18 protein-coding genes and 2 pseudogenes are annotated in these 18,009 nt (G+C 70.3%); 15 read left to right on the top strand and 5 right to left on the bottom strand.

All coding sequences use genetic code 11. The annotated features are described in order from the left end of the window. Nucleotides 1–34: 34 nt before the first annotated feature. Nucleotides 35–1,192 carry a lytic transglycosylase domain-containing protein gene (locus HNR40_RS42560; protein WP_184971875.1) on the top strand — a complete coding sequence of 386 codons (1,158 nt, stop codon included), beginning with the start codon at nucleotides 35–37 and terminating at the stop codon, nucleotides 1,190–1,192. Here the strand turns inward: HNR40_RS42560 and HNR40_RS42555 are convergent. Then, nucleotides 1,183–2,094 carry a ferrochelatase gene (locus tag HNR40_RS42555; protein WP_184971873.1) on the bottom strand — a complete coding sequence of 304 codons (912 nt, stop codon included), beginning with the start codon at nucleotides 2,092–2,094 and terminating at the stop codon, nucleotides 1,183–1,185. The two genes, HNR40_RS42560 and HNR40_RS42555, sit on opposite strands and share 10 nt — an antisense overlap. 39 nt (nucleotides 2,095–2,133) lie before the next feature. Between HNR40_RS42555 and HNR40_RS42550 the strand changes: the two genes are divergently transcribed. Together HNR40_RS42550 and HNR40_RS42545 are read left to right on the top strand one after the other, a co-directional pair. Beyond that, on the top strand, nucleotides 2,134–4,110 hold the full coding sequence (locus tag HNR40_RS42550; protein ID WP_312896735.1) for a S9 family peptidase: 1,977 nt from the start codon (nucleotides 2,134–2,136) through the stop codon (nucleotides 4,108–4,110). A gap of 22 nt (nucleotides 4,111–4,132) precedes the next feature. Next, complete coding sequence (locus HNR40_RS42545; protein WP_184971871.1) at nucleotides 4,133–4,921, top strand: inositol monophosphatase family protein; 789 nt, start codon at nucleotides 4,133–4,135, stop codon at nucleotides 4,919–4,921. 62 nt (nucleotides 4,922–4,983) lie between these two features. Here HNR40_RS42545 and HNR40_RS42540 read toward each other — a convergent pair whose 3' ends face one another. Then, the gene (locus HNR40_RS42540; protein ID WP_184971869.1) at nucleotides 4,984–5,148 is read right to left on the bottom strand and encodes a hypothetical protein; all 165 of its coding nucleotides are present in this window, start codon (nucleotides 5,146–5,148) and stop codon (nucleotides 4,984–4,986) included. A gap of 211 nt (nucleotides 5,149–5,359) precedes the next feature. Here HNR40_RS42540 and HNR40_RS42535 point away from each other — a divergent pair, with 211 nt between their 5' ends. The 4 genes from HNR40_RS42535 to HNR40_RS42520 all read left to right on the top strand — a co-directional run bounded on the left by HNR40_RS42535 (nucleotide 5,360) and on the right by HNR40_RS42520 (nucleotide 8,702). Further along, nucleotides 5,360–6,013, top strand: coding sequence for a response regulator transcription factor (locus tag HNR40_RS42535; RefSeq protein ID WP_184971867.1), 654 nt, complete (start codon nucleotides 5,360–5,362; stop codon nucleotides 6,011–6,013). Beyond that, complete coding sequence (locus HNR40_RS42530) at nucleotides 6,010–7,293, top strand: sensor histidine kinase (RefSeq protein ID WP_312896734.1); 1,284 nt, start codon at nucleotides 6,010–6,012, stop codon at nucleotides 7,291–7,293. The genes HNR40_RS42535 and HNR40_RS42530 overlap by 4 nt, the downstream gene beginning before the upstream one ends. Before the next feature lie 287 nt (nucleotides 7,294–7,580). Beyond that, on the top strand, nucleotides 7,581–7,880 hold the full coding sequence (locus HNR40_RS42525) for a DUF4193 domain-containing protein (protein WP_090929286.1): 300 nt from the start codon (nucleotides 7,581–7,583) through the stop codon (nucleotides 7,878–7,880). A gap of 12 nt (nucleotides 7,881–7,892) precedes the next feature. Then, nucleotides 7,893–8,702, top strand: coding sequence for a hypothetical protein (locus HNR40_RS42520; protein ID WP_312896733.1), 810 nt, complete (start codon nucleotides 7,893–7,895; stop codon nucleotides 8,700–8,702). A 24-nt stretch (nucleotides 8,703–8,726) separates the two neighbouring features. Here the strand turns inward: HNR40_RS42520 and HNR40_RS42515 are convergent, their stop codons facing one another. From HNR40_RS42515 to paaI, 3 genes are read right to left on the bottom strand one after another with little or no spacing between them, the layout of a single operon-like run. Beyond that, entirely contained in the window at nucleotides 8,727–9,317 is a 591-nt protein-coding gene (locus HNR40_RS42515; RefSeq protein WP_184971865.1) for a TetR/AcrR family transcriptional regulator, read from the bottom strand. A gap of 4 nt (nucleotides 9,318–9,321) precedes the next feature. Beyond that, entirely contained in the window at nucleotides 9,322–10,617 is a 1,296-nt protein-coding gene (gene paaK / locus HNR40_RS42510; protein WP_312896732.1) for a phenylacetate--CoA ligase PaaK, read from the bottom strand. A gap of 8 nt (nucleotides 10,618–10,625) precedes the next feature. After that, nucleotides 10,626–11,036 carry a hydroxyphenylacetyl-CoA thioesterase PaaI gene (gene paaI / locus HNR40_RS42505; protein ID WP_184971957.1) on the bottom strand — a complete coding sequence of 137 codons (411 nt, stop codon included), beginning with the start codon at nucleotides 11,034–11,036 and terminating at the stop codon, nucleotides 10,626–10,628. A gap of 97 nt (nucleotides 11,037–11,133) precedes the next feature. Here paaI and paaN point away from each other — a divergent pair, with 97 nt between their 5' ends. The 8 genes and pseudogenes from paaN (at nucleotide 11,134) to paaD (ending at nucleotide 18,008) form a co-directional block, all read left to right on the top strand. Next, the gene (paaN, locus tag HNR40_RS42500) at nucleotides 11,134–12,780 is read left to right on the top strand and encodes a phenylacetic acid degradation protein PaaN (protein ID WP_184971861.1); all 1,647 of its coding nucleotides are present in this window, start codon (nucleotides 11,134–11,136) and stop codon (nucleotides 12,778–12,780) included. A 364-nt stretch (nucleotides 12,781–13,144) separates the two neighbouring features. After that, nucleotides 13,145–13,888: an enoyl-CoA hydratase/isomerase family protein gene (locus tag HNR40_RS42495; RefSeq protein WP_184971859.1), complete on the top strand. Its 744-nt coding sequence runs from the start codon at nucleotides 13,145–13,147 to the stop codon at nucleotides 13,886–13,888. Further along, nucleotides 13,885–14,016: pseudogene (locus HNR40_RS42490) on the top strand (3-hydroxyacyl-CoA dehydrogenase NAD-binding domain-containing protein); the annotation flags it as partial. The gene HNR40_RS42495 and the pseudogene HNR40_RS42490, both read left to right, overlap by 4 nt. Nucleotides 14,017–14,466: 450 nt before the next feature. After that, complete coding sequence (locus tag HNR40_RS42485) at nucleotides 14,467–15,114, top strand: 3-hydroxyacyl-CoA dehydrogenase family protein (protein ID WP_184971972.1); 648 nt, start codon at nucleotides 14,467–14,469, stop codon at nucleotides 15,112–15,114. After that, a pseudogene (gene paaA / locus HNR40_RS42480) lies at nucleotides 15,111–16,010 on the top strand (1,2-phenylacetyl-CoA epoxidase subunit PaaA); the annotation flags it as partial. The gene HNR40_RS42485 and the pseudogene paaA, both read left to right, overlap by 4 nt. Before the next feature lie 476 nt (nucleotides 16,011–16,486). After that, on the top strand, nucleotides 16,487–16,756 hold the full coding sequence (gene paaB / locus HNR40_RS42475) for a 1,2-phenylacetyl-CoA epoxidase subunit PaaB (RefSeq protein ID WP_184971857.1): 270 nt from the start codon (nucleotides 16,487–16,489) through the stop codon (nucleotides 16,754–16,756). After that, nucleotides 16,753–17,547, top strand: coding sequence for a 1,2-phenylacetyl-CoA epoxidase subunit PaaC (gene paaC / locus HNR40_RS42470; RefSeq protein ID WP_184971855.1), 795 nt, complete (start codon nucleotides 16,753–16,755; stop codon nucleotides 17,545–17,547). The genes paaB and paaC overlap by 4 nt, the downstream gene beginning before the upstream one ends. Further along, nucleotides 17,541–18,008, top strand: coding sequence for a 1,2-phenylacetyl-CoA epoxidase subunit PaaD (gene paaD, locus HNR40_RS42465; RefSeq protein ID WP_184971853.1), 468 nt, complete (start codon nucleotides 17,541–17,543; stop codon nucleotides 18,006–18,008). Before paaC ends, paaD begins: the two co-directional genes overlap by 7 nt. Nucleotide 18,009: the final 1 nt, after the last annotated feature.

The following is an 18,009-nucleotide window of genomic DNA, read 5'->3' as shown; positions in this document are numbered from 1 at the left end:
GGAAGCGCAAGTGATTTTGGGTAACGTGTCCCGCGTGTCCGCTCTTCCCTCGATCCGCTCCGCGGTGCTGCTCGTGGCCGCGGTCGCCGTGGTCACCGTGACGAGCGGCGGCGTGGTCTTCCTCGTCCGCGACGACCTGTTCACCGGTACGGCCCAGCCCCAGCAGACCCGGCGCGCCCCCGAACCGCAGGCCAGGCCGGAACCCCTGGAACGTCTGATCCCCGAACAGGTGAAGGACTTCGGCAGAGGCGGCCCCGGCATCACGCCCACCCCGCCCAGGGTGCTGGCGATCGCCCGCGCCACCGTGCCCAAGCAGGCCCGCCACGCGCTCGGCCGGCTCAAGCACGTGCAGAAGGTGGCGGTCGTGGACGCGGGCGCCATCAAGATCTCCGGCACCGGCCTGAACGTGCTGGCCGTCACCCCGGCCGACTTCCGCGCCTGGACCCCGAAGCCGGTCGCCGACGAGCCGGCCGTCTGGAGCGCGCTCAGCCGCGGCGAACTGGTCGCCGACACCGCCGCCGCGCGCCGCCTCGGCATGGTGCTGGGCGCGGACTACCAGGTGGACGGCGGGCCCAGGCTCCGGCTGGCCGCCTCGGCCGGGCTCGGGCTCAAGGGCATCGACGGCATCGTCAGCGCCGAGACCGGCAAGGCGCTCGGCGTCGCCCCGGGCGTGGCCGTGCTGCTGCACGGCAAGGAGGGCAAGGTGGGCACCGCCGGGGTCGCCAAGCTCCTCGGCAAGGGGGCGCAGGTGATCGGGCTGGGCGGCAGCCGTACGCCCGCGCCGCAGGAACAGCAGGTGGCGTCGGTGGGACGGCCGGGCAGCTACCTCGACCTCTACAAGCAGGCGGCCACCCGCTGCCCCGGGCTGTCCTGGACGGTGCTGGCCGCCATCGGGCAGGTCGAGAGCGGGCACGGGCGCAACAACGGGCCGTCGAGCGCGGGCGCGCTGGGGCCGATGCAGTTCATGCCCGCCACCTGGCGTGCCTACGGCGTGGACGGCGACGCCGACGGCAAGAAGGACATCTGGAGCCCGTACGACGCGGTGCCGGGCGCCGCCAACTACCTGTGCGCCAACGGCGCCGGCAAGGGCGGCGAGAAGCTCCGCAAGGCGATCTGGTTCTACAACCACTCGTGGGACTACGTGAACAAGGTCATGGGCTACGCCGAGGCCTACGCCCGCGCCTACACCTGAGGACACGTCTCCAGCGAGCACGGCACCGGCTCCGGCCCGGCCATCAGCTCGCCCACCACGCGCACGAACGCCGGGTGGGTGCCGACCGTGGCCGCCCGCGCCATCGGCAGCCCCAGCTCGGCGGCCACCTCCACGGCCTCGGTGTCGAGGTCGTAGACGACCTCCATGTGGTCGGAGACGAACCCGATCGGCGCCAGCACCACCGGGCCGTCCAGCTTGCGCAGGTGGTCGCAGACGTCCGGCTCCAGCCACGGCACCTGCGGCGGGCCGCTGCGCGACTGCCACACGAGGTCCCAGCCTTGAGTACGGCCCAGCGCCCGGTTGACCAGCTCGGCGCTGCGCCGCAGCTCGCTCTCGTAGGCGCTCTTGGCGTGGGCCAGCGGGATGCTGTGGGCGGTGAAGACGAGCCTGGCGTCGGGCTCGCTGAGCTCGGCCAGCGCGTCGCCGACCCGGTCGGCCATGGCCGTCACGAACCCCGGATGGTCGCCGTAGTGCGGCAGCTTGACCAGCTCGGGCCCGTCGGGCAGCGAGATGCGCGCGATGTCCTCGTAATACTGCCGGCAGGAGGAGTAGCCGGCGAAGGCCGAGGTGGCGAAGACCGCCGCCCTGCGCACGCCGTCCGCGCGCATCTGGCGCACGGTCTCTTCGCCGTAGGGCGCCCAGTTGCGGTTGCCCCAGTAGACGGGCACGTCGAGCGTGGGCCGCACGGCCTCGATCAGGTCGCGGTTCTGCTGGTTGATCGGGCTGATCCCGCCGAAGTGGAGATAGTGCCCGGCGACCTCCTCGAGCCGCTCGGGCGGCACGCCGCGGCCGCGCACGACGTTCTCCAGGAAGGGCATGACGTCGTCGGGGCCCTCAGGTCCGCCGAAGGACAGGATCAGCAGCGCGTCGTAGTTTCCCACGTAGGCAAGCCTAGGGGGCGCTGAGGTAGGTTCGATCGAGTGAGCGCATTCAACGACATTCGCGACTATGTGGCTATCCCTCGGGTTCTCTCGCTCAAGCTGTCCCCGGACGGCTCGCGGCTGGTGTCGGTGGTCCAGTCGCTCAATCCGGACGGCAAATCCTTCGGCACCGCGCTCTGGGCGATCCCCGTCGACGGCGCCCCCTATCGGCTGACCCGCTCGGCCAAGGGTGAGAGCTCGGCCGATTTCACCGCCGCCGGCGACGTGCTGTTCACCTCCGCCCGCCCCGACCCGACGGTCAAGGACGGCGAGGAGGAGGTCCCGGCGCTGTGGCTGCTGCCGCGCGAGGGCGGCGAGGCCCGCCAGATCGCCGCCAGGCCCGGTGGCATCGGCGCCTTCAAGACCGCGGGCGACGTGGTCGTCTTCTCCGCCGACGTGCTCACCGGCGAGGAGTCCACCGAGGAGGAGCGGCGCAAGGCCCGCAAGGACGCCGGCATCAGCGCGATCCTGCACGAGGGCTACCCGGTCCGCTACTGGGACCACGACCTCGGCCCCGGCGGCCCCCGGCTGTTCGCCGGCCGGCTGAGCGGCGACCGCCTGGCCGAGGTGCGCGACCTGACGCCGGACGCCGGACGGGCGCTGGTCAACGCCTCCTTCGACCTCACCCCGGACGGCACGGCCGTGGTCAGCACCTGGACCACGTACCTGCCGGGCGGGCAGCAGCGCTCCGACCTGGTCGCGATCGACGTGGCCACCGGGGAGCGGCGCACCGTCGTGACCGAGGAGGGCCAGGACTTCACCGGCCCGCTGGCCGTCTCGCCCGACGGCACCAAGGTCGCCGCCGCCCGCGACCGGCACACCGCGCTCGACCTGTCGGCCCGCACCGAGCTGTGGATCGGCGACCTGGCCACCGGCCAGGGCCAGACCCACGCCCCCGACCTGTTCCCGATGGACGTGGCCTGGGCTCCCGACTCCGGGTCCGTCTACATCGTGGCCGACCACCAGGGCCGCCGCCCGGCGTTCGTGGTGCCGATCGGCGGCGCGGCCTCCCGGCTCACCCGCGACGACGACGCCTACCTCGCGCTCAACCCCGCCGCCGACGGCAGCTCCGTCTACGCGCTGCGCAGCTCCGTGTCCTTCCCCGCCGGGCCCGCGCGCATCGACCTGCCCGGCGGCCAGGTCACCGACCTGCCCTCGCCGGCCGAGCGGCCCGAGGTCAAGGGCACGCTCACCGAGATCTCCGCCACCGCCGACGACGGCGCGACCATCCGCGGCTGGCTGGTGCTGCCCGAGGGCGCCTCGGCCGACGACCCGGCGCCGTTCATGCTCTGGATCCACGGCGGGCCCGTCGCCTCCTGGAACGACTGGCAGTGGCGCTGGAACCCGTGGATCATGGCCGAGCACGGCTACGCCGTACTGCTGCCCGATCCGTGTCTTTCCACCGGCTACGGCCAGCGGATGATCGACCGCGGCTGGGGCGACTGGGGCCCGCGCACGCTCGCCGACCTCGACGCGATCGTGGACGTCGCCATCGCCCGCCCCGACGTCGACGGCGAGCGCGCCGGCGCGATGGGCGGCTCCTACGGCGGCTACATGGCCAACTGGGTCGCCGGTCACAGCGACCGCTACAAGGCCGTCGTCACTCACGCCTCGCTGTGGAACCTCGACCAGTTCGCCGGCACCACCGACGCCGCCATGTACTGGCAGCGCGAGTTCGGCGAGCCCGGCTCCGAGCGCTACGCCAAGCTCTCCCCGCACCACGGCCTCAAGGACATCCGCACCCCGATGCTCGTCATCCACGGCGACAAGGACTACCGGGTGCCGATCGGCGAGGCCCTGCGCCTGTGGTGGGACCTGCAGCGCAGCGAGGTCGAGTCGAAGTTCCTGTACTTCCCCGACGAGAACCACTGGATCCTCAAGCCCGGCAACGCCGTCGCCTGGTACGAGACCGTCCTGGCCTTCCTCGCCCAGCACGTCCTCGGCCAGGAGTGGAAGCGCCCGGACTCCGTAGCATGACAGCGACATCCAGGGCAGGCTCATGACCGACTTTCTGAAACTCGCCGAGGACATCGCCAGGGAGGCGGGCGCGATGTTGCTCGCCGAGCGGCCCACGATGTCCGCGGCGGTCGAGACCAAGTCCAGCCCCACCGACGTCGTCACGGCGCTGGACAAGGCCTCCGAGGAGCTCATCAGGGCCCGCATCCTGGCCGCCCGCCCCGACGACATGATCCTCGGCGAGGAGGGCGGCGCCACCCCCGGCTCCAGCGGCGTGCGCTGGGTCGTCGACCCCATCGACGGCACCGTCAATTTCCTGTACGGCCTGGCCGACTGGGCCGTGTCCATCGCGGTCGAGGTGGACGGCGGGATCGTCGCCGGGGTCGTCAACGTGGTGCCGAGGGGCGAGGTGTTCACCGCCGCGCTCGGCGAGGGCGCCTGGCTCGGCGGCTCAAGGCTCGCCTGCAACCAGGACGTGCCGCTGTCCAGGGCGCTGGTCGCCACCGGGTTCGGATACTCGCCGGAGCGGCGGGCCGTACAGGGAGAAGTGCTCGCGGCGGTGCTGCCCAGCGTGCGCGACATCCGCCGGGGCGGCTCCTGCGCGACGGACCTGTGCTCGGTGGCCGCCGGCCGCGTGGACGCCTACTACGAGCGCGGCGTCAACTACTGGGACTGGGCGGCGGCCGGGCTCGTCGCCGCCGAGTCCGGCGCCAGGATCGGCGGCCTGCGCGGCAAGGCCCCGAACACCGAGCTGACGCTGTGCGCGGCCCCCGGCCTGTTCGAGGACCTGCACGGCCTGCTGGCGCCCCTGGACCCGGAGCGGGACGCTTGACGCGCACGTGAAACGGCCGGAGCCCCAACAGCTGGGCTCCGGCCGTTTCGTGCTTTCGGTGGTCAGCGAGGCAACGGCACCCCGTGGTCGTCCGCCAGGCGGCGCAGGTCCTCGATCTCGGCGTTGAGGGTGTCGGCGAGGTAGTCGTCGCCGGAGCACTTGGCCTCCTTCAGGCCACGGTATGCCTGGTCGAGGCGGCGTTCGATCGTAGTGGTGAACTCGCCCATCTCACCTTCTCTCTCAGGGGGTCGCAAAGAGCGCGCGAAAACCCGCGAAGCACACGTCAGCGGGTGGTCCCGACGGCATACCCCGGACCCTCCGTTCCCGAAACATGGATTCGGCCGCGGCTTGCGGCTCGCGTGCCCACACATGCCTTACCGTGCGCTTATCGTCGTGTGCGGAGAATGTGAGCCGGGACCGGAGAGAGGTGTGCACACCGTGCGAGTGCTGGTGGTCGAAGATGAGCGGGTGCTCGCCGACGCGATCGCGACCGGGCTGCGCCGCGAGGCCATGGCCGTGGACGTGGCCTACGACGGGGGCGGAGCGCTGGAGCGTACCTCCTACATCGACTATGACGTGATCGTGCTCGACCGTGACCTTCCGGTCGTCCACGGGGACGAGGTGTGCCGCCGCCTGGTGGCGCAGCGCACCGCTTCGCGCATCCTGATGCTGACCGCGTCGGGCGACGTGGACGACAAGGTCGAAGGGCTCGGGCTGGGCGCCGACGACTATCTCGCCAAGCCGTTCGTGTTCGTGGAGCTCGTCGCGAGGGTACGGGCCCTGGGCCGGCGCTCCGCGCCGGCGCTGCCGCCGGTCCTTGAGCGGGGCGGTATCCGGCTGGACCCGGGCAAGCGGCTGGTGGAGCGCGACGGCAAGGAGGTCGTGCTCACCAAGAAGGAGTTCGCGGTGCTCGAAGAGCTGATGCGGGCCGAGGGCGCCGTCGTCTCGCAGGAAGACCTACTGGACAAGGCATGGGACGAGAACATCGACCCGTTCACCAACGTCGTGCGGGTCACCATGATGACGTTGCGTAAGAAGCTGGGAGAGCCGCAGGTGATCGAGACCGTACCCGGAGTGGGATACAAGCTGTGAGCGAGCCGGTGCCGACCCACCCGATGATCAGCCCGCACTCCGAGCGGGCCGAGGGCAGGCAGGTGTCCCCGCCGAGCGGGGCGCCCTCGTGGGACGGTCCGCCTCCTCCCGAGTACCTCGGTTCGGCGCCGCAGGGGTCCCTCTGGGACCTGCCCGGCAAGGTCAGCGTCCGCTGGCGCCTCACGCTCACCTACAGCGCGATGTTCTTCGTGGCCGCCGCCGTCGTCGTGATGGCGCTGTACACCATCGCGGGCTCCACGATCGACAACGAGTGGCCCAGCCTGAACCTGCGCGGGCTGGCCCCCATCGAGGCGGCCATCACGGAGGCCAACTGGCGGGCCGAGCAGGCCAGGATCCAGCAGATCATCCAGGACGCCATGCTGCGCAGCAGCATCATGGCCCTGGTCGGCGTCGGCATCTTCGCCGTGATCGTCGGCTACTTCGTGGCCGACCGGGCGCTGCGGCCGGTCAGCAGGATGACCGCCACCGCCCGCAAGCTCTCCGAGGGCAACCTCAGCCACCAGCGCATCGCCCTGCAGGGCCCCAACGACGAGCTGAAGGAACTGGCCGACACCTTCGACGACATGCTCACCCGCCTCAACGTCGCCTTCGACACCCAGCGGCGCTTCGTGGCCAACGCCTCCCACGAGTTGCGCACGCCGCTCACCATCAACAGGACGGTTCTGGAGATCGCCCTGGGCGACCCGGCGGCCTCGGAGGATCTGAAGGCGCTGGGCCGTACCCTCCTGGAGGTCAACGCGCGCAACGAGAAGCTCATCGAGGGGCTGCTGCTGCTCGCCAGGAGCGAACGCGAGCTGGCTGTGCGCAAGCCGCTCGACATCAAGGACGTGGCACAGACCGCGGTGGAGCAGGTGATGCCCTTCGCCGAGGAGCATGGTGTGACAGTCACCACAGAATTGAGCCCGGCGGGCACCGTGGGGGATCCGGTGTTGCTGGAGCGATGTGTGAGCAATCTGCTCGAGAACGCGGTGAAGTACAACCTTTCCGATAGCGGAAAAGTCTGGATCCGAACGGGAATGGCGGACGGGGCCTTGGTTGTTCAGGTGGCCAACACCGGGCAGCACGTCCCGGCGTACGAGGTGAACAGCCTGTTCGAGCCGTTCAGGAGGCTCCATGCGGACCGTGTGGATTCGGCGAAGGGATCGGGACTCGGGCTTTCGATCGTCCGTGCTGTGGTGCAGGCGCACGGCGGAAACGTCGCAGCTGTTCCACGTGATGGTGGGGGACTTGTCGTGACCATTCGGCTTCCTGGTCGTTGATCCCGGCGTGTTGATCCACCGCGGGCGTCTCGTTCGCGCCGTACATGTGGTTGGATGTGCCGTCGAACACGGTGGCGCAAGACGCCAAGGCTGTGGGTTTAGCCATATTTGGCTAACCATTGCAGTCGGCAGCGCGTCATGACGTGTTGGGAGGTTCGTCGACCTCTTCTCGCGGGTATCCGATGCAAAATCTCCCGCGAGGAACGGGCACAAGATGAACGTCCCGGACGTTAGACCACGCGCGACGAGCGCGAAGACATATAGATGAGGGGGATGGAGTAAGCACAATGGCTACCGACTACGACAGCCCGCGCAAGACCGATGACGACCTGGGGGAGGACAGCCTCCAGGAACTCCAGGCGCGGCGCACGGACAAGTCGTCCGGCAGCATCGACATCGACGAGACCGATCTCGCCGAGTCGCTCGAGCTGCCCGGTGCCGACCTGTCCAATGAGGAGCTCTCCCTGCGCGTGATTCCGCGCCAGGCCGACGAGTTCACGTGTTCGCGTTGCTTCCTGGTGCACCACCGTAGCCAGCTGGCCTCTGAGCGGAACGGCCAGCAGGTCTGCCGGGAGTGCGCCGCCTAGTTGGGAGGCACCGTGGCAGCACCTGACAAGGAGAACGCCGAGCCCGACAGGGAAATCGGCGAGATCGTGGGCAAGCTCGCCCAACCAGGCGAGCTGGAGCCGGCCGAGCGGCGCAAGCTGCTCGGCCGACTAGCCCAGTCTCTCGCGGCAGGCGCGAGGAAGGCACGCAAGAGCGGCGAGAGCCGAGGCCGATGGCTCGCCGACGTGTTCCTCAGCATCGCGCCCCGCATCCCCATCAGGGACCTGCGGACACTGTCCGAGCACCACCACGGCCTCACCGGTGAGCAACTCGCCGACGACCTGGTGCGCACCGCCCAGAAAGCGACCATGACCGTCGGCGCGATCGGCGGGGCACTGGCCGCCGCCGAGTTCGCCGCCCCACCCCTCCTGCTCTCCGCGCCGGCCCAGCTGGTCGCCGAGACGATCGTCGTGGCCGCCATCGAAGTCAAACTTCTGGCCGAGCTGCACGAGGTCTACGGCGTCCGCGTCGAGGGCACCGGCACCCAGCGTGCCGTCGCCTTCACCGCGGCCTGGGCCAGGCAGCGCGGCATCGACCCCTTCGCACCGGCCACGGTGACGCTCGCCATCGGGGCGGCCACCAAGACCGCGCTGCGCAACCGGTTGCTCAAGGTCATGGGACGCCACCTGACCACGCTCGGCCCTTTCCTCACCGGCGCCGTCGCCGGAGGCGCGCTCAACCGGGCGGCCACCAAGCGGCTGGGCGAGGCGATCCGCAACGACCTGCGGGGCAAGCAGACGCTGCCGACGCCCGGCAAGCGGGCCGTCGACGCCGATCCCGGCCCCAAGCAGCTCGATCCCTGAGCCTTCAGACGTGCACGGCCGCCTTCAGACGCGCAGGCCGTCGAAGGTCATCTTCAGCACCGCGTCGGCCAGTTCGTCGGCCGTGCCGCCCCGGCCGGGCTGGTACCACTCGGTGATGGAGTTCACCGTCCCGAACAACAGCCGCGTCACCAGCGCCGGGTCCAGGTCGGGCCGGATCTGGCCGTCGGCCGCCGCCTCCTTCACCAGGTGCGCGATGAACCGGTCGAACTCGCGCCGCCGGTCCAGCGCCTGCTGCTCGGTCGTGCTGTTGCCGCGCACCCGCAGCAGCAGTGTCACGTACGGCAGGCGGTCCACCAGGATGCGGACGCTGTGCCGTACCACCCACTGGAGCCGCTCGATCGCGGGACCGGTGGTGGCGCGCTCGTCGGCCACCACCTCGAACAGGCCGTCCAGCGCCCGGTCCAGCGCCCGCGCGAGGAGCTGCTCCTTGCCGGGCACGTGGTAGTAGATGGCCGACTTGGTGACGCCGAGCGCGCGGGCCAGGTCCTCCATGCTGGTCCCGTCGAAGCCGCGCTCGTTGAAGACGCCCACGGCGATGGACAGCACGGACTCGGGGTCGTGTCCGCGCTTCCGCTGACGGGATGTGGTGGCCATATGGTTAATTATCCCGTCTGTCGATGACCCGTTTGAGCTTGCCGACGGATCGCTCCAACGTCTCCGGCTCCACGATCTCCACCTCCACGCTCACCCCGACCGTGTCCTTGACCGCCCCGCGCAGCGCCGCCGCGGCCTCCTGGCGGCCCTCGAAGCCCGGCCTGGCCTCGACCTTGACCGTCATCACGTCCAGCCGCTCCGGGCGGGTCAGATGCACCTGGAAGTGCGGCGACAGGCCGGGCGTGCGCAGCACGATCTCCTCGATCTGGGTGGGGAAGACGTTCACACCGCGCAGGATGATCATGTCGTCGGTGCGTCCCGTCACCTTCTCCATGCGCCGGAACGCCGGCCGCGCGGTGCCGGGCAGCAGCCTGGTCAGGTCACGGGTGCGGTAGCGGATGATCGGCAGCGCCTGCTTGGTCAGCGAGGTGAAGACCAGCTCGCCCGCGTCGGCGACCGCGCCGGTGAACGGGTCGACCGTCTCCGGGTAGAAGTGGTCCTCCCAGACGTGCAGGCCGTCCTTGGTCTCCACGCACTCCTGCGCGACGCCGGGCCCCATCACCTCCGACAAGCCGTAGATGTCGACCGCGTGCAGGTCGAAGCGCTCCTCGATCTCCCTGCGCATCTCCTCGGTCCACGGCTCGGCGCCGAAGATGCCGACCTTGAGCGAACTGGCGCGCGGGTCGAGGCCCTGCGCCTCGAACTCGTCGAGAAGCGCCAGCATGTACGACGGGGTCACCATGATGACCTCGGGCCGGAAGTCGTTGATGAGCTGGACCTGGCGGGGCGTCATGCCGCCGGAGACCGGCACCACCGTGCAGCCGAGCCGCTCGGCGCCGTAGTGGGCCCCGAGGCCGCCGGTGAACAGGCCGTAGCCGTAGGCGACGTGCACGATGTGGCCGGGGCGGCCGCCGGCGGCGCGGATGGAGCGGGCCATGACGTCCGACCAGGTGTCGATGTCGCGCCGCGTGTAGCCGACGACGGTGGGCTTGCCGGTGGTGCCGCTGGAGGCGTGAACTCGGACGACCTGCTCGCGGGGGACGGCGAACATGCCGAACGGGTAGGTGTCGCGCAGGTCCTGCTTGGTGGTGAAGGGGAAGCGCGCGAGGTCGGCGAGTTCCTTGCAGTCGCGGGGGTGGACGCCGTGCTCGTCAAATTTATGACGATAAAAGGGCACATTTTCGTACGCGTGGTTGAGCGTCCACTGCAGGCGCTCCAGCTGCAACGCGGCCAGTTCGTCGCGCGAAAGCCGTTCCGCCGGATCGAGGTCCTCCGGCGCGGGCGCATCGCTCAGTCTCACGTGCTCGCTCACCTCAACTCTCTGCTTCCGCCCCGGAACTCTCTGCTTCTGCCCCGGAACTCTCTGCTTCTGCCCCGGAACTCCGCGACCACCCGGCCGCCGGAACCCGTCACCGTGATGTCGTAGATTCCGCTGCGTCCGTAACGCGTGCGCTCGGCCGCCTCAGCGGTCAGCACGTCGCCCTCCCGGGCGGGGGAGACGAAGGTGATCTCCGCCCCGGCCGCGACCGTCACCGGGCCGTAGGTGTTGCACGCGCAGGCGAAAGCGGTGTCGGCCAGGAGGAAGACGTAGCCGCCGTGGCACAGGCCGTGCCCGTTGACCATCTCACCGGTCACCGCCATCCGGCAGGTCGCCCGGCCCTCCGCCAGATCGAGCAGCTCGATGCCCAGCGCCTTGGAGGCCGTGTCGGCGGCGAGCATGCGACGCGCGCTTTCCAACGGAAGTCTCCCTTGTCAACTGACCGAATGTTCGGTAAACACTTCACGTCCGGCGGATCCCTGTCAAGAGAGGGACAACATGTTCGAGCAGAACCGCGAGACCCTGGACCAGGCGCTCTCCGCGATCTCGGAACGGGGCTACTGGAGCGCCTATCCCGAGTCGCCGAGCCCCCGCGTCTACGGAGAGGGCGCCGCCGAGCGGGGCAAGGAAGCATTCGAGTCCTATCTGGGCAGACCCTTCCCCACCGACCAGCCGTCCACCGGTGACCCCGTCGGGGCGGAACGCTCGCCGTACGGGATCGAACTCGGCGTCACCTACCCCCGGCCGGACGTCGCGGCCCTGATCGCCGCCGCCAAGGCGGCGCTGCCCGCCTGGCGCGACGCCGGGCCCGAGGCGCGCGCGCTCACCTGCGTCGAGATCGTCAACCGCGTCAACAAGCGCTCCTTCGAGATCGCCAACGCCGTGCAGCACACCAGCGGCCAGGCGTTCGTCATGGCCTTCCAGGCCGGCGGGCCGCACGCGCAGGACCGCGCGCTCGAAGCCATCGCGTACGGCTACGCCGCCATGACCGCCTCCGGCACCGCGGCGCGCTGGGAGAAGCCGGCCAAGGGCGACCCGCTGGTGATGGAGAAGAAGTTCACCGTCGTGCCGCGGGGCATCGGCCTCGTCATCGGCTGCAACACCTTCCCGACCTGGAACTCCTACCCGGGCCTGTTCGCCTCGCTCGTCACCGGCAACCCCGTCATCGTCAAGCCCCACCCGCGCGCCATCCTGCCGCTGGCCATCTCCGTACAGATCGCCCGCGAGGTGCTGGCCGAGGCGGGCTTCGACCCCAACCTCGCGCAACTGGCCGTGGAGGAGGGCGTGGGCCTGGCCACCGAGCTTGCCGTCCATCCCGACGTACGCATCGTCGACTTCACCGGCTCCACCACCTATGGCGACTGGCTGGAGGCGAACGCCCGCCAGGCCCTCGTCCACACCGAGAAGGCCGGGCTCAACACCGTCGTCCTCGACTCCACCGACGCCTACAAGGGCATGCTCGGCAACCTCGCCTTTTCCCTGTCGCTCTACAGCGGTCAGATGTGCACCGCGCCGCAGAACATCCTCATCCCGGCCGGCGGCATCGACACCGACGAAGGACACAAGAGCTTCGACGAGGTCGCCGCCGGGATCGCCGCCGCGGTCGGCAAACTCCTCGGCGACGACGCCCGCGCGGTCGAACTGACCGGGGCGCTGGCCAACCCCGACGTGCTGGCCCGCGTCGACGGCGCGCCCGCGCTCGGCGAGGTGGTCCTGGAATCACGGGCGATCAAGCACCCGGCCTTCCCCGAGGCGACCGTCAGGACGCCCGTCATCGTGCGCGTGGACCCCGCTCGTTCCGACGTCTACACCAGCGAGCACTTCGGGCCCATCTCGTTCGTCATCCCGGTGGAGTCGACCGAGGCGGCGCTGAACCTGCTCGGCGAGACCGTCTCCGCGCACGGGGCGCTGACCGCGGCCGTGTACTCGACCTCGCCCGATGTGCTGGACCGGGCGGAGAAGGCGGCTCTGGAGGCCGGGGTCAACCTCTCGTGCAACCTGACCGGCGGCATCTTCGTCAACCAGTCGGCGGCGTTCAGCGACTTCCACGGCTCCGGCGCCAACCCCGCGGCCACGGCCTCCCTCACCGATCCGGGGTACGTGGCGGGCCGCTTCCACATCGTCCAATCCCGCCGCCCGGCCTGACACCCCACCGACTCCGTCCGCTCGTCCGTCCGCTCGTCCGTCCGCTCGTCCGCTCGTCCGCTCGTCCGTCCGCTCGTCCGTCCGCTCGTCCGTCCGCTCGTCCGCTCGTCCGCTCGTCCGTCCGCTCGCTCGCTCGCTCGTCCGTCCGCTCGCTCGCCCGCTCGTCCGCTCGGCCGGACGGACGGACGGACGAGCGGGCCGGGCCCCAGCCCCCGCCCGGCCCCCGCCCTTGCCCTGCCCCGCCCGGCCGGGGGAGCGGGGCGGGGCCTCGTCCGGCCCTGCCACCCGGTTCGGCCCCCAGCCTGTGCCGCGAACTGTGAGGAGTCCGCATGAACGCCATCCGCCCGGCCGCCGAGGGGCGACGGTGAACACCCTGCTCGTGGAGGAGAAACCGGACCGGCTCATCGTGCGGCTGCACCGGCCCGAGGCCCGCAACGCGATCAACGCCGAGATGGTCGGCGACCTCCACGCGGTCTGCAGCTTCCTGGAACGTGACCCCAGGCCGCTGCTGCTGACCGGTGGCAACGGGTTCTTCGCCGCCGGTGCCGACATCGCCGAACTGCTCGAACGCGGCCGGGACCAGGCGCTCCAGGGCATCAACAGCACGCTGTTCGAGCGGATCCGCCGCCTGCCGATGCCGACGGTGGCCGCGGTCGACGGCTACGCGCTGGGCGGCGGGGCGGAGCTGGCGTACGCGTGCGACATCAGGGTGGCCGGCACCGAGGCGAGGTTCGGCAACCCCGAGCCCAACCTGGGCATCATCGCCGGCGCCGGAGCGTGCTGGCGGCTGAAGGAGCTGGTCGGCGAGCCCCTGGCCAAGCTGGTACTGCTGGCCGGGCACACCATCGGCGCCGAGGAAGCGCTGTCGTGCCGCCTCGTCGCCTCCGTGCACGAGCCGGAGTCTCTGGAGGCCGCGGCCCACACCCTGATCGACCGCATGGCGAAGATGTCGCCCGCCGCCCTCCGCCTGACCAAGCTCGTCCTAGACGCCCCGCCTTCCGCCCACCCGGTCACCGACCACCTGGCCCAGGCCGTGCTGTTCGAGGACCCCGACAAGCACGCCCGCATGCGGAAATTTCTGGACCGGAACCGGAAGGACACCAGATGACCGACGCACCCCGAGAGGAACCCCGCCTGCGGGTGGCCGTCATCGGCGGCGGCCGGATGGGCGCCGGCATAGCCCAGGTCTTCCTTACGGCCGGAGCCGAGGTAACCGTCCAGGAACCCGAAGCCGCAGCCGCCTACGCCCGCATAGCCAAGGGCCTCGCCATAGCTGAATCCAAATCCACCCCCACCACCCAACCCCCCACCGGCCAACCCCTCACAACACCACCCAGCCCTGAGTCTGCCGACCCTGGCGCGGTCAACCCGAGGTCCGTCAGCTCTGGGTCCGTCGGCTCTGGGTCCGTCAGGCCGGGGTCTGTCAGCTCTGGGTCTGTCGGCTCTGGGTCCGTCAGCTCCAGGTCCGTCAGCCCGAGGTCTGTCAGCCCTGGGTCCGACCGTCCAGGGTCGGCTAGCCCTGGGTCTGGCAACCCTGGGTCGGTCAGTTCAGGGGTGGTCAGTTCAGGGGTGGTCAGTTCAGGGGTGGTCAACCCTGGGTCTGGTAACCCGGGGTCGGTCAGTTCAGGGGTGGTCAGCCGGGGGTCTGTTGGCGCTGGAGGGGGTGGGGTCAGTGCGGAGGAGGCCTTGTCTCGGCTGGTGATGGGGACGGTGCCGCATGGTGTGGATCTGGTGGTCGAGGCGGTGCCGGAGGATCCCAAGCTCAAGGTCGAGGTTCTGGCCGAGGCGGAGGCGCGGGCGGGGGAGCGGGCCGTACTGGCGAGCAATACGAGTTCGTTGTCCATCGGCGAACTGGCGGCGGGGCTTGAGCGGCCCGAGCGGCTGATCGGGCTGCACTTCTTCAATCCTGTGCCGGTGCAGAAGCTGGTCGAGATCGTGGTCACGGCTGGGACTCCGGATGACGTGCTGGGGCGGGCCCAAGGCTGGGTGGAGCTGATCGGGAAGACGGGGGTGGTGGTCAACGACTCGCCGGGGTTCGCGTCCAGTCGGCTGGGGGTGCTGCTGGGGCTGGAGGCCATGCGGATGGTCGAGGAGGGCGTCGCCTCGCCCGAGGACATCGACACCGCCATGGAGCTCGGCTACCGGCACCCGATGGGGCCGATCAAGCTCGGCGACCTCGTGGGGCTGGATGTGCGGCTGGCCATCGCCGAGTACCTGCACCAGAAGCTCGGCGAACGGTTCGAGCCGCCCCGGATCCTGCGGGAGAAGGTCGCCGCGGGGGAGCTGGGGCGTAAGTCGGGGAAAGGGTTCTATACGTGGGAGGAGGATCGATGAGCGGGATATTTCAGGAAGTCATCGACGCGGACGAGCGCATCGAACCACGCGACGACATGCCCGACGCCTACCGCAAGACGCTGATCCGGCAGATCGCCCAGCACGCGCACTCCGAGATCATCGGCATGCAGCCGGAAGGCAGCTGGATCACCCGGGCGCCCTCGCTCAAGCGCAAGGCGATCCTGCTGGCAAAGGTTCAGGACGAGGCGGGGCACGGGCTCTACCTCTACAGCGCCGCCGAGACGCTCGGCGTCCACCGCGACGAACTGCTCGACGCCCTGCACGAGGGCCGCCAGCGCTACTCCTCGATCTTCAACTATCCGACCCCCACCTGGGCGGACATGGGCGCGATCGGGTGGCTCGTGGACGGCGCCGCCATCGTCAACCAGGTGCCGTTGTGCCGGTGCTCGTACGGGCCGTACGCGCGGGCGATGGTGCGGATCTGCAAGGAGGAGAGCTTCCACCAGCGGCAGGGCTACGAGCTCCTCTACACGCTCGCCCACGGCACGCCCGCCCAGAAGCGCATGGCCCAGGACGCGGTGGACCGCTGGTACTGGCCGTCGCTGATGATGTTCGGCCCGCCGGACACCGAGTCGACCCATTCCGCGCAGTCGATGGCCTGGAAGATCAAGCGCCACTCCAACGACGAGCTGCGGCAGCGCTTCATCGACATGCTGGTGCCGCAGGCCGAGATCCTGGGCCTCACCCTCCCCGACCCCGACCTGAGCTGGAACCCCTCGCGCGGCCACTACGACCACGGTGAGATCGACTGGTCGGAGTTCAAGCGCGTGCTGGCGGGCGACGGGCCCCTGAACGCCGAACGCATGTCCCACCGCCGCCGCGCCCACGAGGAGGGCGCCTGGGTCCGCGAAGCCGCCACCGCCTACGCCACCCGCCCCACCCTCCACCCATCCACCTCAGATCCAACGACCTCCGGGGCGACTGGCTCCGAGAGGCAAGACCGTGGGATGTCGGCCTCCGGGTTGTCAGCTCCGGGGTTGTCGGACCTGGGGATGTCGGACCGGGGGTTGTCGGACCACGGGATGTCGAACCCTGGGTTGTCGGACCGCGGGTTGTCGGACCGCGGGTTGTCGGACCGGGGGTTGTCGGACCGCGGGTTGTCGGACCGGGGGTTGTCGGACCGGGGGTTGTCGGACCGCGGGTTGTCGGACCGCGGGTTGTCGGACCGCGGGTTGTCAGACCCTGGGTCGTCGGACCACGGGATGTCAGACCGCAGGTCGTCGGACCACGGGATGACGGACCTGGGGATATCAGAGCCCGGGATGTCAGACCGGGGGCCGTTGGACCGTGGGGTGCCGGGGGATGGGGTGGGGCTGCGGGAAGGCGGTTCCGGGGTTGGGGAGGTGGGGTGATGTTGTGGGAGGTGTTCGTGCGGCCCAAGCGTGGGTTGTCGCATGTGCACGCCGGGAGCCTGCATGCCGAGGACGCTGAGCTGGCCCTGCGGCACGCGCGGGATCTGTACACGCGCCGCCAGGAGGGCGTGAGCATCTGGGTGGTTCCGGCCAGTGAGATCACCGCCTCGTCGCCGGATGAGAAGGACGCGTTCTTCGACCCGGCGGGGGACAAGCCGTATCGGCATCCGACCTTTTACGACCTGCCCGAGGGGGTGAAGCACCTGTGAACTCCCTGGAGATCGGTGACGACTGCCTCGTACTGTCGCAGCGGCTCGCGGAGTGGGTCACGCGGGCGCCCACGCTTGAGGAGGACGTCGCTCTGGCCAACCTCTCGCTCGACCTTCTCGGGCAGGCGCGTTCGTTGCTGTCGCGGGTCGGGGACGAGGACGAGCTGGCGTATCTGCGGGGGCCTGAAGAGTTCCGCAACTGCCTGCTGGTGGAGCAGCCCAACGGGGACTTCGCGCACACGGTGGTGCGGCACCTGCTGTACGCGAGCTTCCTGTTCGAGGTGTACGGCGCGCATCCCGAGGACGGCGTGGCGGCCAAGGGCGTCAAGGAGATCGCCTACCACCGCGACTACGCCGCCCTCTGGACCAGGCGCCTCGGCCTGGGCACCGACGAGAGCCACCGCCGCATGACAGCCGCCCTGGACGCGCTCTGGCCGTTCACGGGGGAGCTCTTCGCCCAAGATGCCCAGGACGCCCGGGACACCCAGGACACCCGGGACGCACAGGAGGCCCACGACGCCCGGGACGCACAGGAGGCTCAGGACGCCCGGGACGCACAGGAGGCTCAGGACGCCCGGGACGCACAGGACGCTCAGGACGCCCAGGACGCTGGGCTTAGGGAGTCTTGGGTGGAGTATGTGGGGGCGGTGCTGGGGGAGGCGGGGCTGGTTGTGCCGGAAGGTGTCGAGCAGCGGTACGGCGGGCGCAAGGGTGTGCATACCGAGCACCTGGGTGTCCTGCTGGACGAGATGCAGGCCCTGCACCGCGAGCACCAGGGCGCCACATGGTGACGCTCGCCCAGGCCAGGGCGGTGGTCAGCGCGGTGCCGGATCCTGAGCTGCCGGTGCTCACGCTGGGCGATCTGGGCATCGTCAGGGAGGTCAGGCAGGGGGCGGATGGTGGGTTCGAGGTGGTGGTGACGCCGACGTACTCGGGGTGCCCGGCCATGGACGCCATCCGCGAGGACATCGGGCGGGCGCTGCCCGGCGCGGTGGTCACGACGGTGCTGTCGCCGGCCTGGAGCACGGACTGGATCACCGACGAGGGCCGGGAGAAGCTGCGGGAGCACGGGATCTCGCCGCCGGGCCACCTGCGCGACAGGGGGCCGGTGGCGCTGGAGTTGAGCGCGCGTTGTCCTCGGTGCGGGTCGCCGGAGACGCGCCTGGTCAGCAGGTACGGCTCGACGGCGTGCAAGGCGCTCTACACGTGCCGCGTGTGCCTGGAGCCGTTCGACCACTTCAAGGAGATCTGAC

Origin of the sequence: Nonomuraea endophytica, from assembly GCF_014203235.1 — a bacterium.
Classification (GTDB): Bacteria; Actinomycetota; Actinomycetes; order Streptosporangiales; family Streptosporangiaceae; genus Nonomuraea; species Nonomuraea endophytica.
This window is presented reverse-complemented; position numbering and strand designations above follow the sequence as displayed.

What these genes read in the sequence shown, in the direction of transcription:
- paaB (WP_184971857.1), top strand. Translation starts at nt 16,487, where the DNA reads ATGTTGTGGGAGGTGTTCGTGCGGCCCAAGCGTGGGTTGTCGCATGTG.
- HNR40_RS42545 (WP_184971871.1), top strand. Translation starts at nt 4,133, where the DNA reads ATGACCGACTTTCTGAAACTCGCCGAGGACATCGCCAGGGAGGCGGGC.
- HNR40_RS42515 (WP_184971865.1), bottom strand. Translation starts at nt 9,317, where the DNA reads ATGGCCACCACATCCCGTCAGCGGAAGCGCGGACACGACCCCGAGTCC.
- HNR40_RS42525 (WP_090929286.1), top strand. Translation starts at nt 7,581, where the DNA reads ATGGCTACCGACTACGACAGCCCGCGCAAGACCGATGACGACCTGGGG.
- paaD (WP_184971853.1), top strand. Translation starts at nt 17,541, where the DNA reads ATGGTGACGCTCGCCCAGGCCAGGGCGGTGGTCAGCGCGGTGCCGGAT.
- HNR40_RS42540 (WP_184971869.1), bottom strand. Translation starts at nt 5,148, where the DNA reads ATGGGCGAGTTCACCACTACGATCGAACGCCGCCTCGACCAGGCATAC.
- paaI (WP_184971957.1), bottom strand. Translation starts at nt 11,036, where the DNA reads ATGCTCGCCGCCGACACGGCCTCCAAGGCGCTGGGCATCGAGCTGCTC.
- paaN (WP_184971861.1), top strand. Translation starts at nt 11,134, where the DNA reads ATGTTCGAGCAGAACCGCGAGACCCTGGACCAGGCGCTCTCCGCGATC.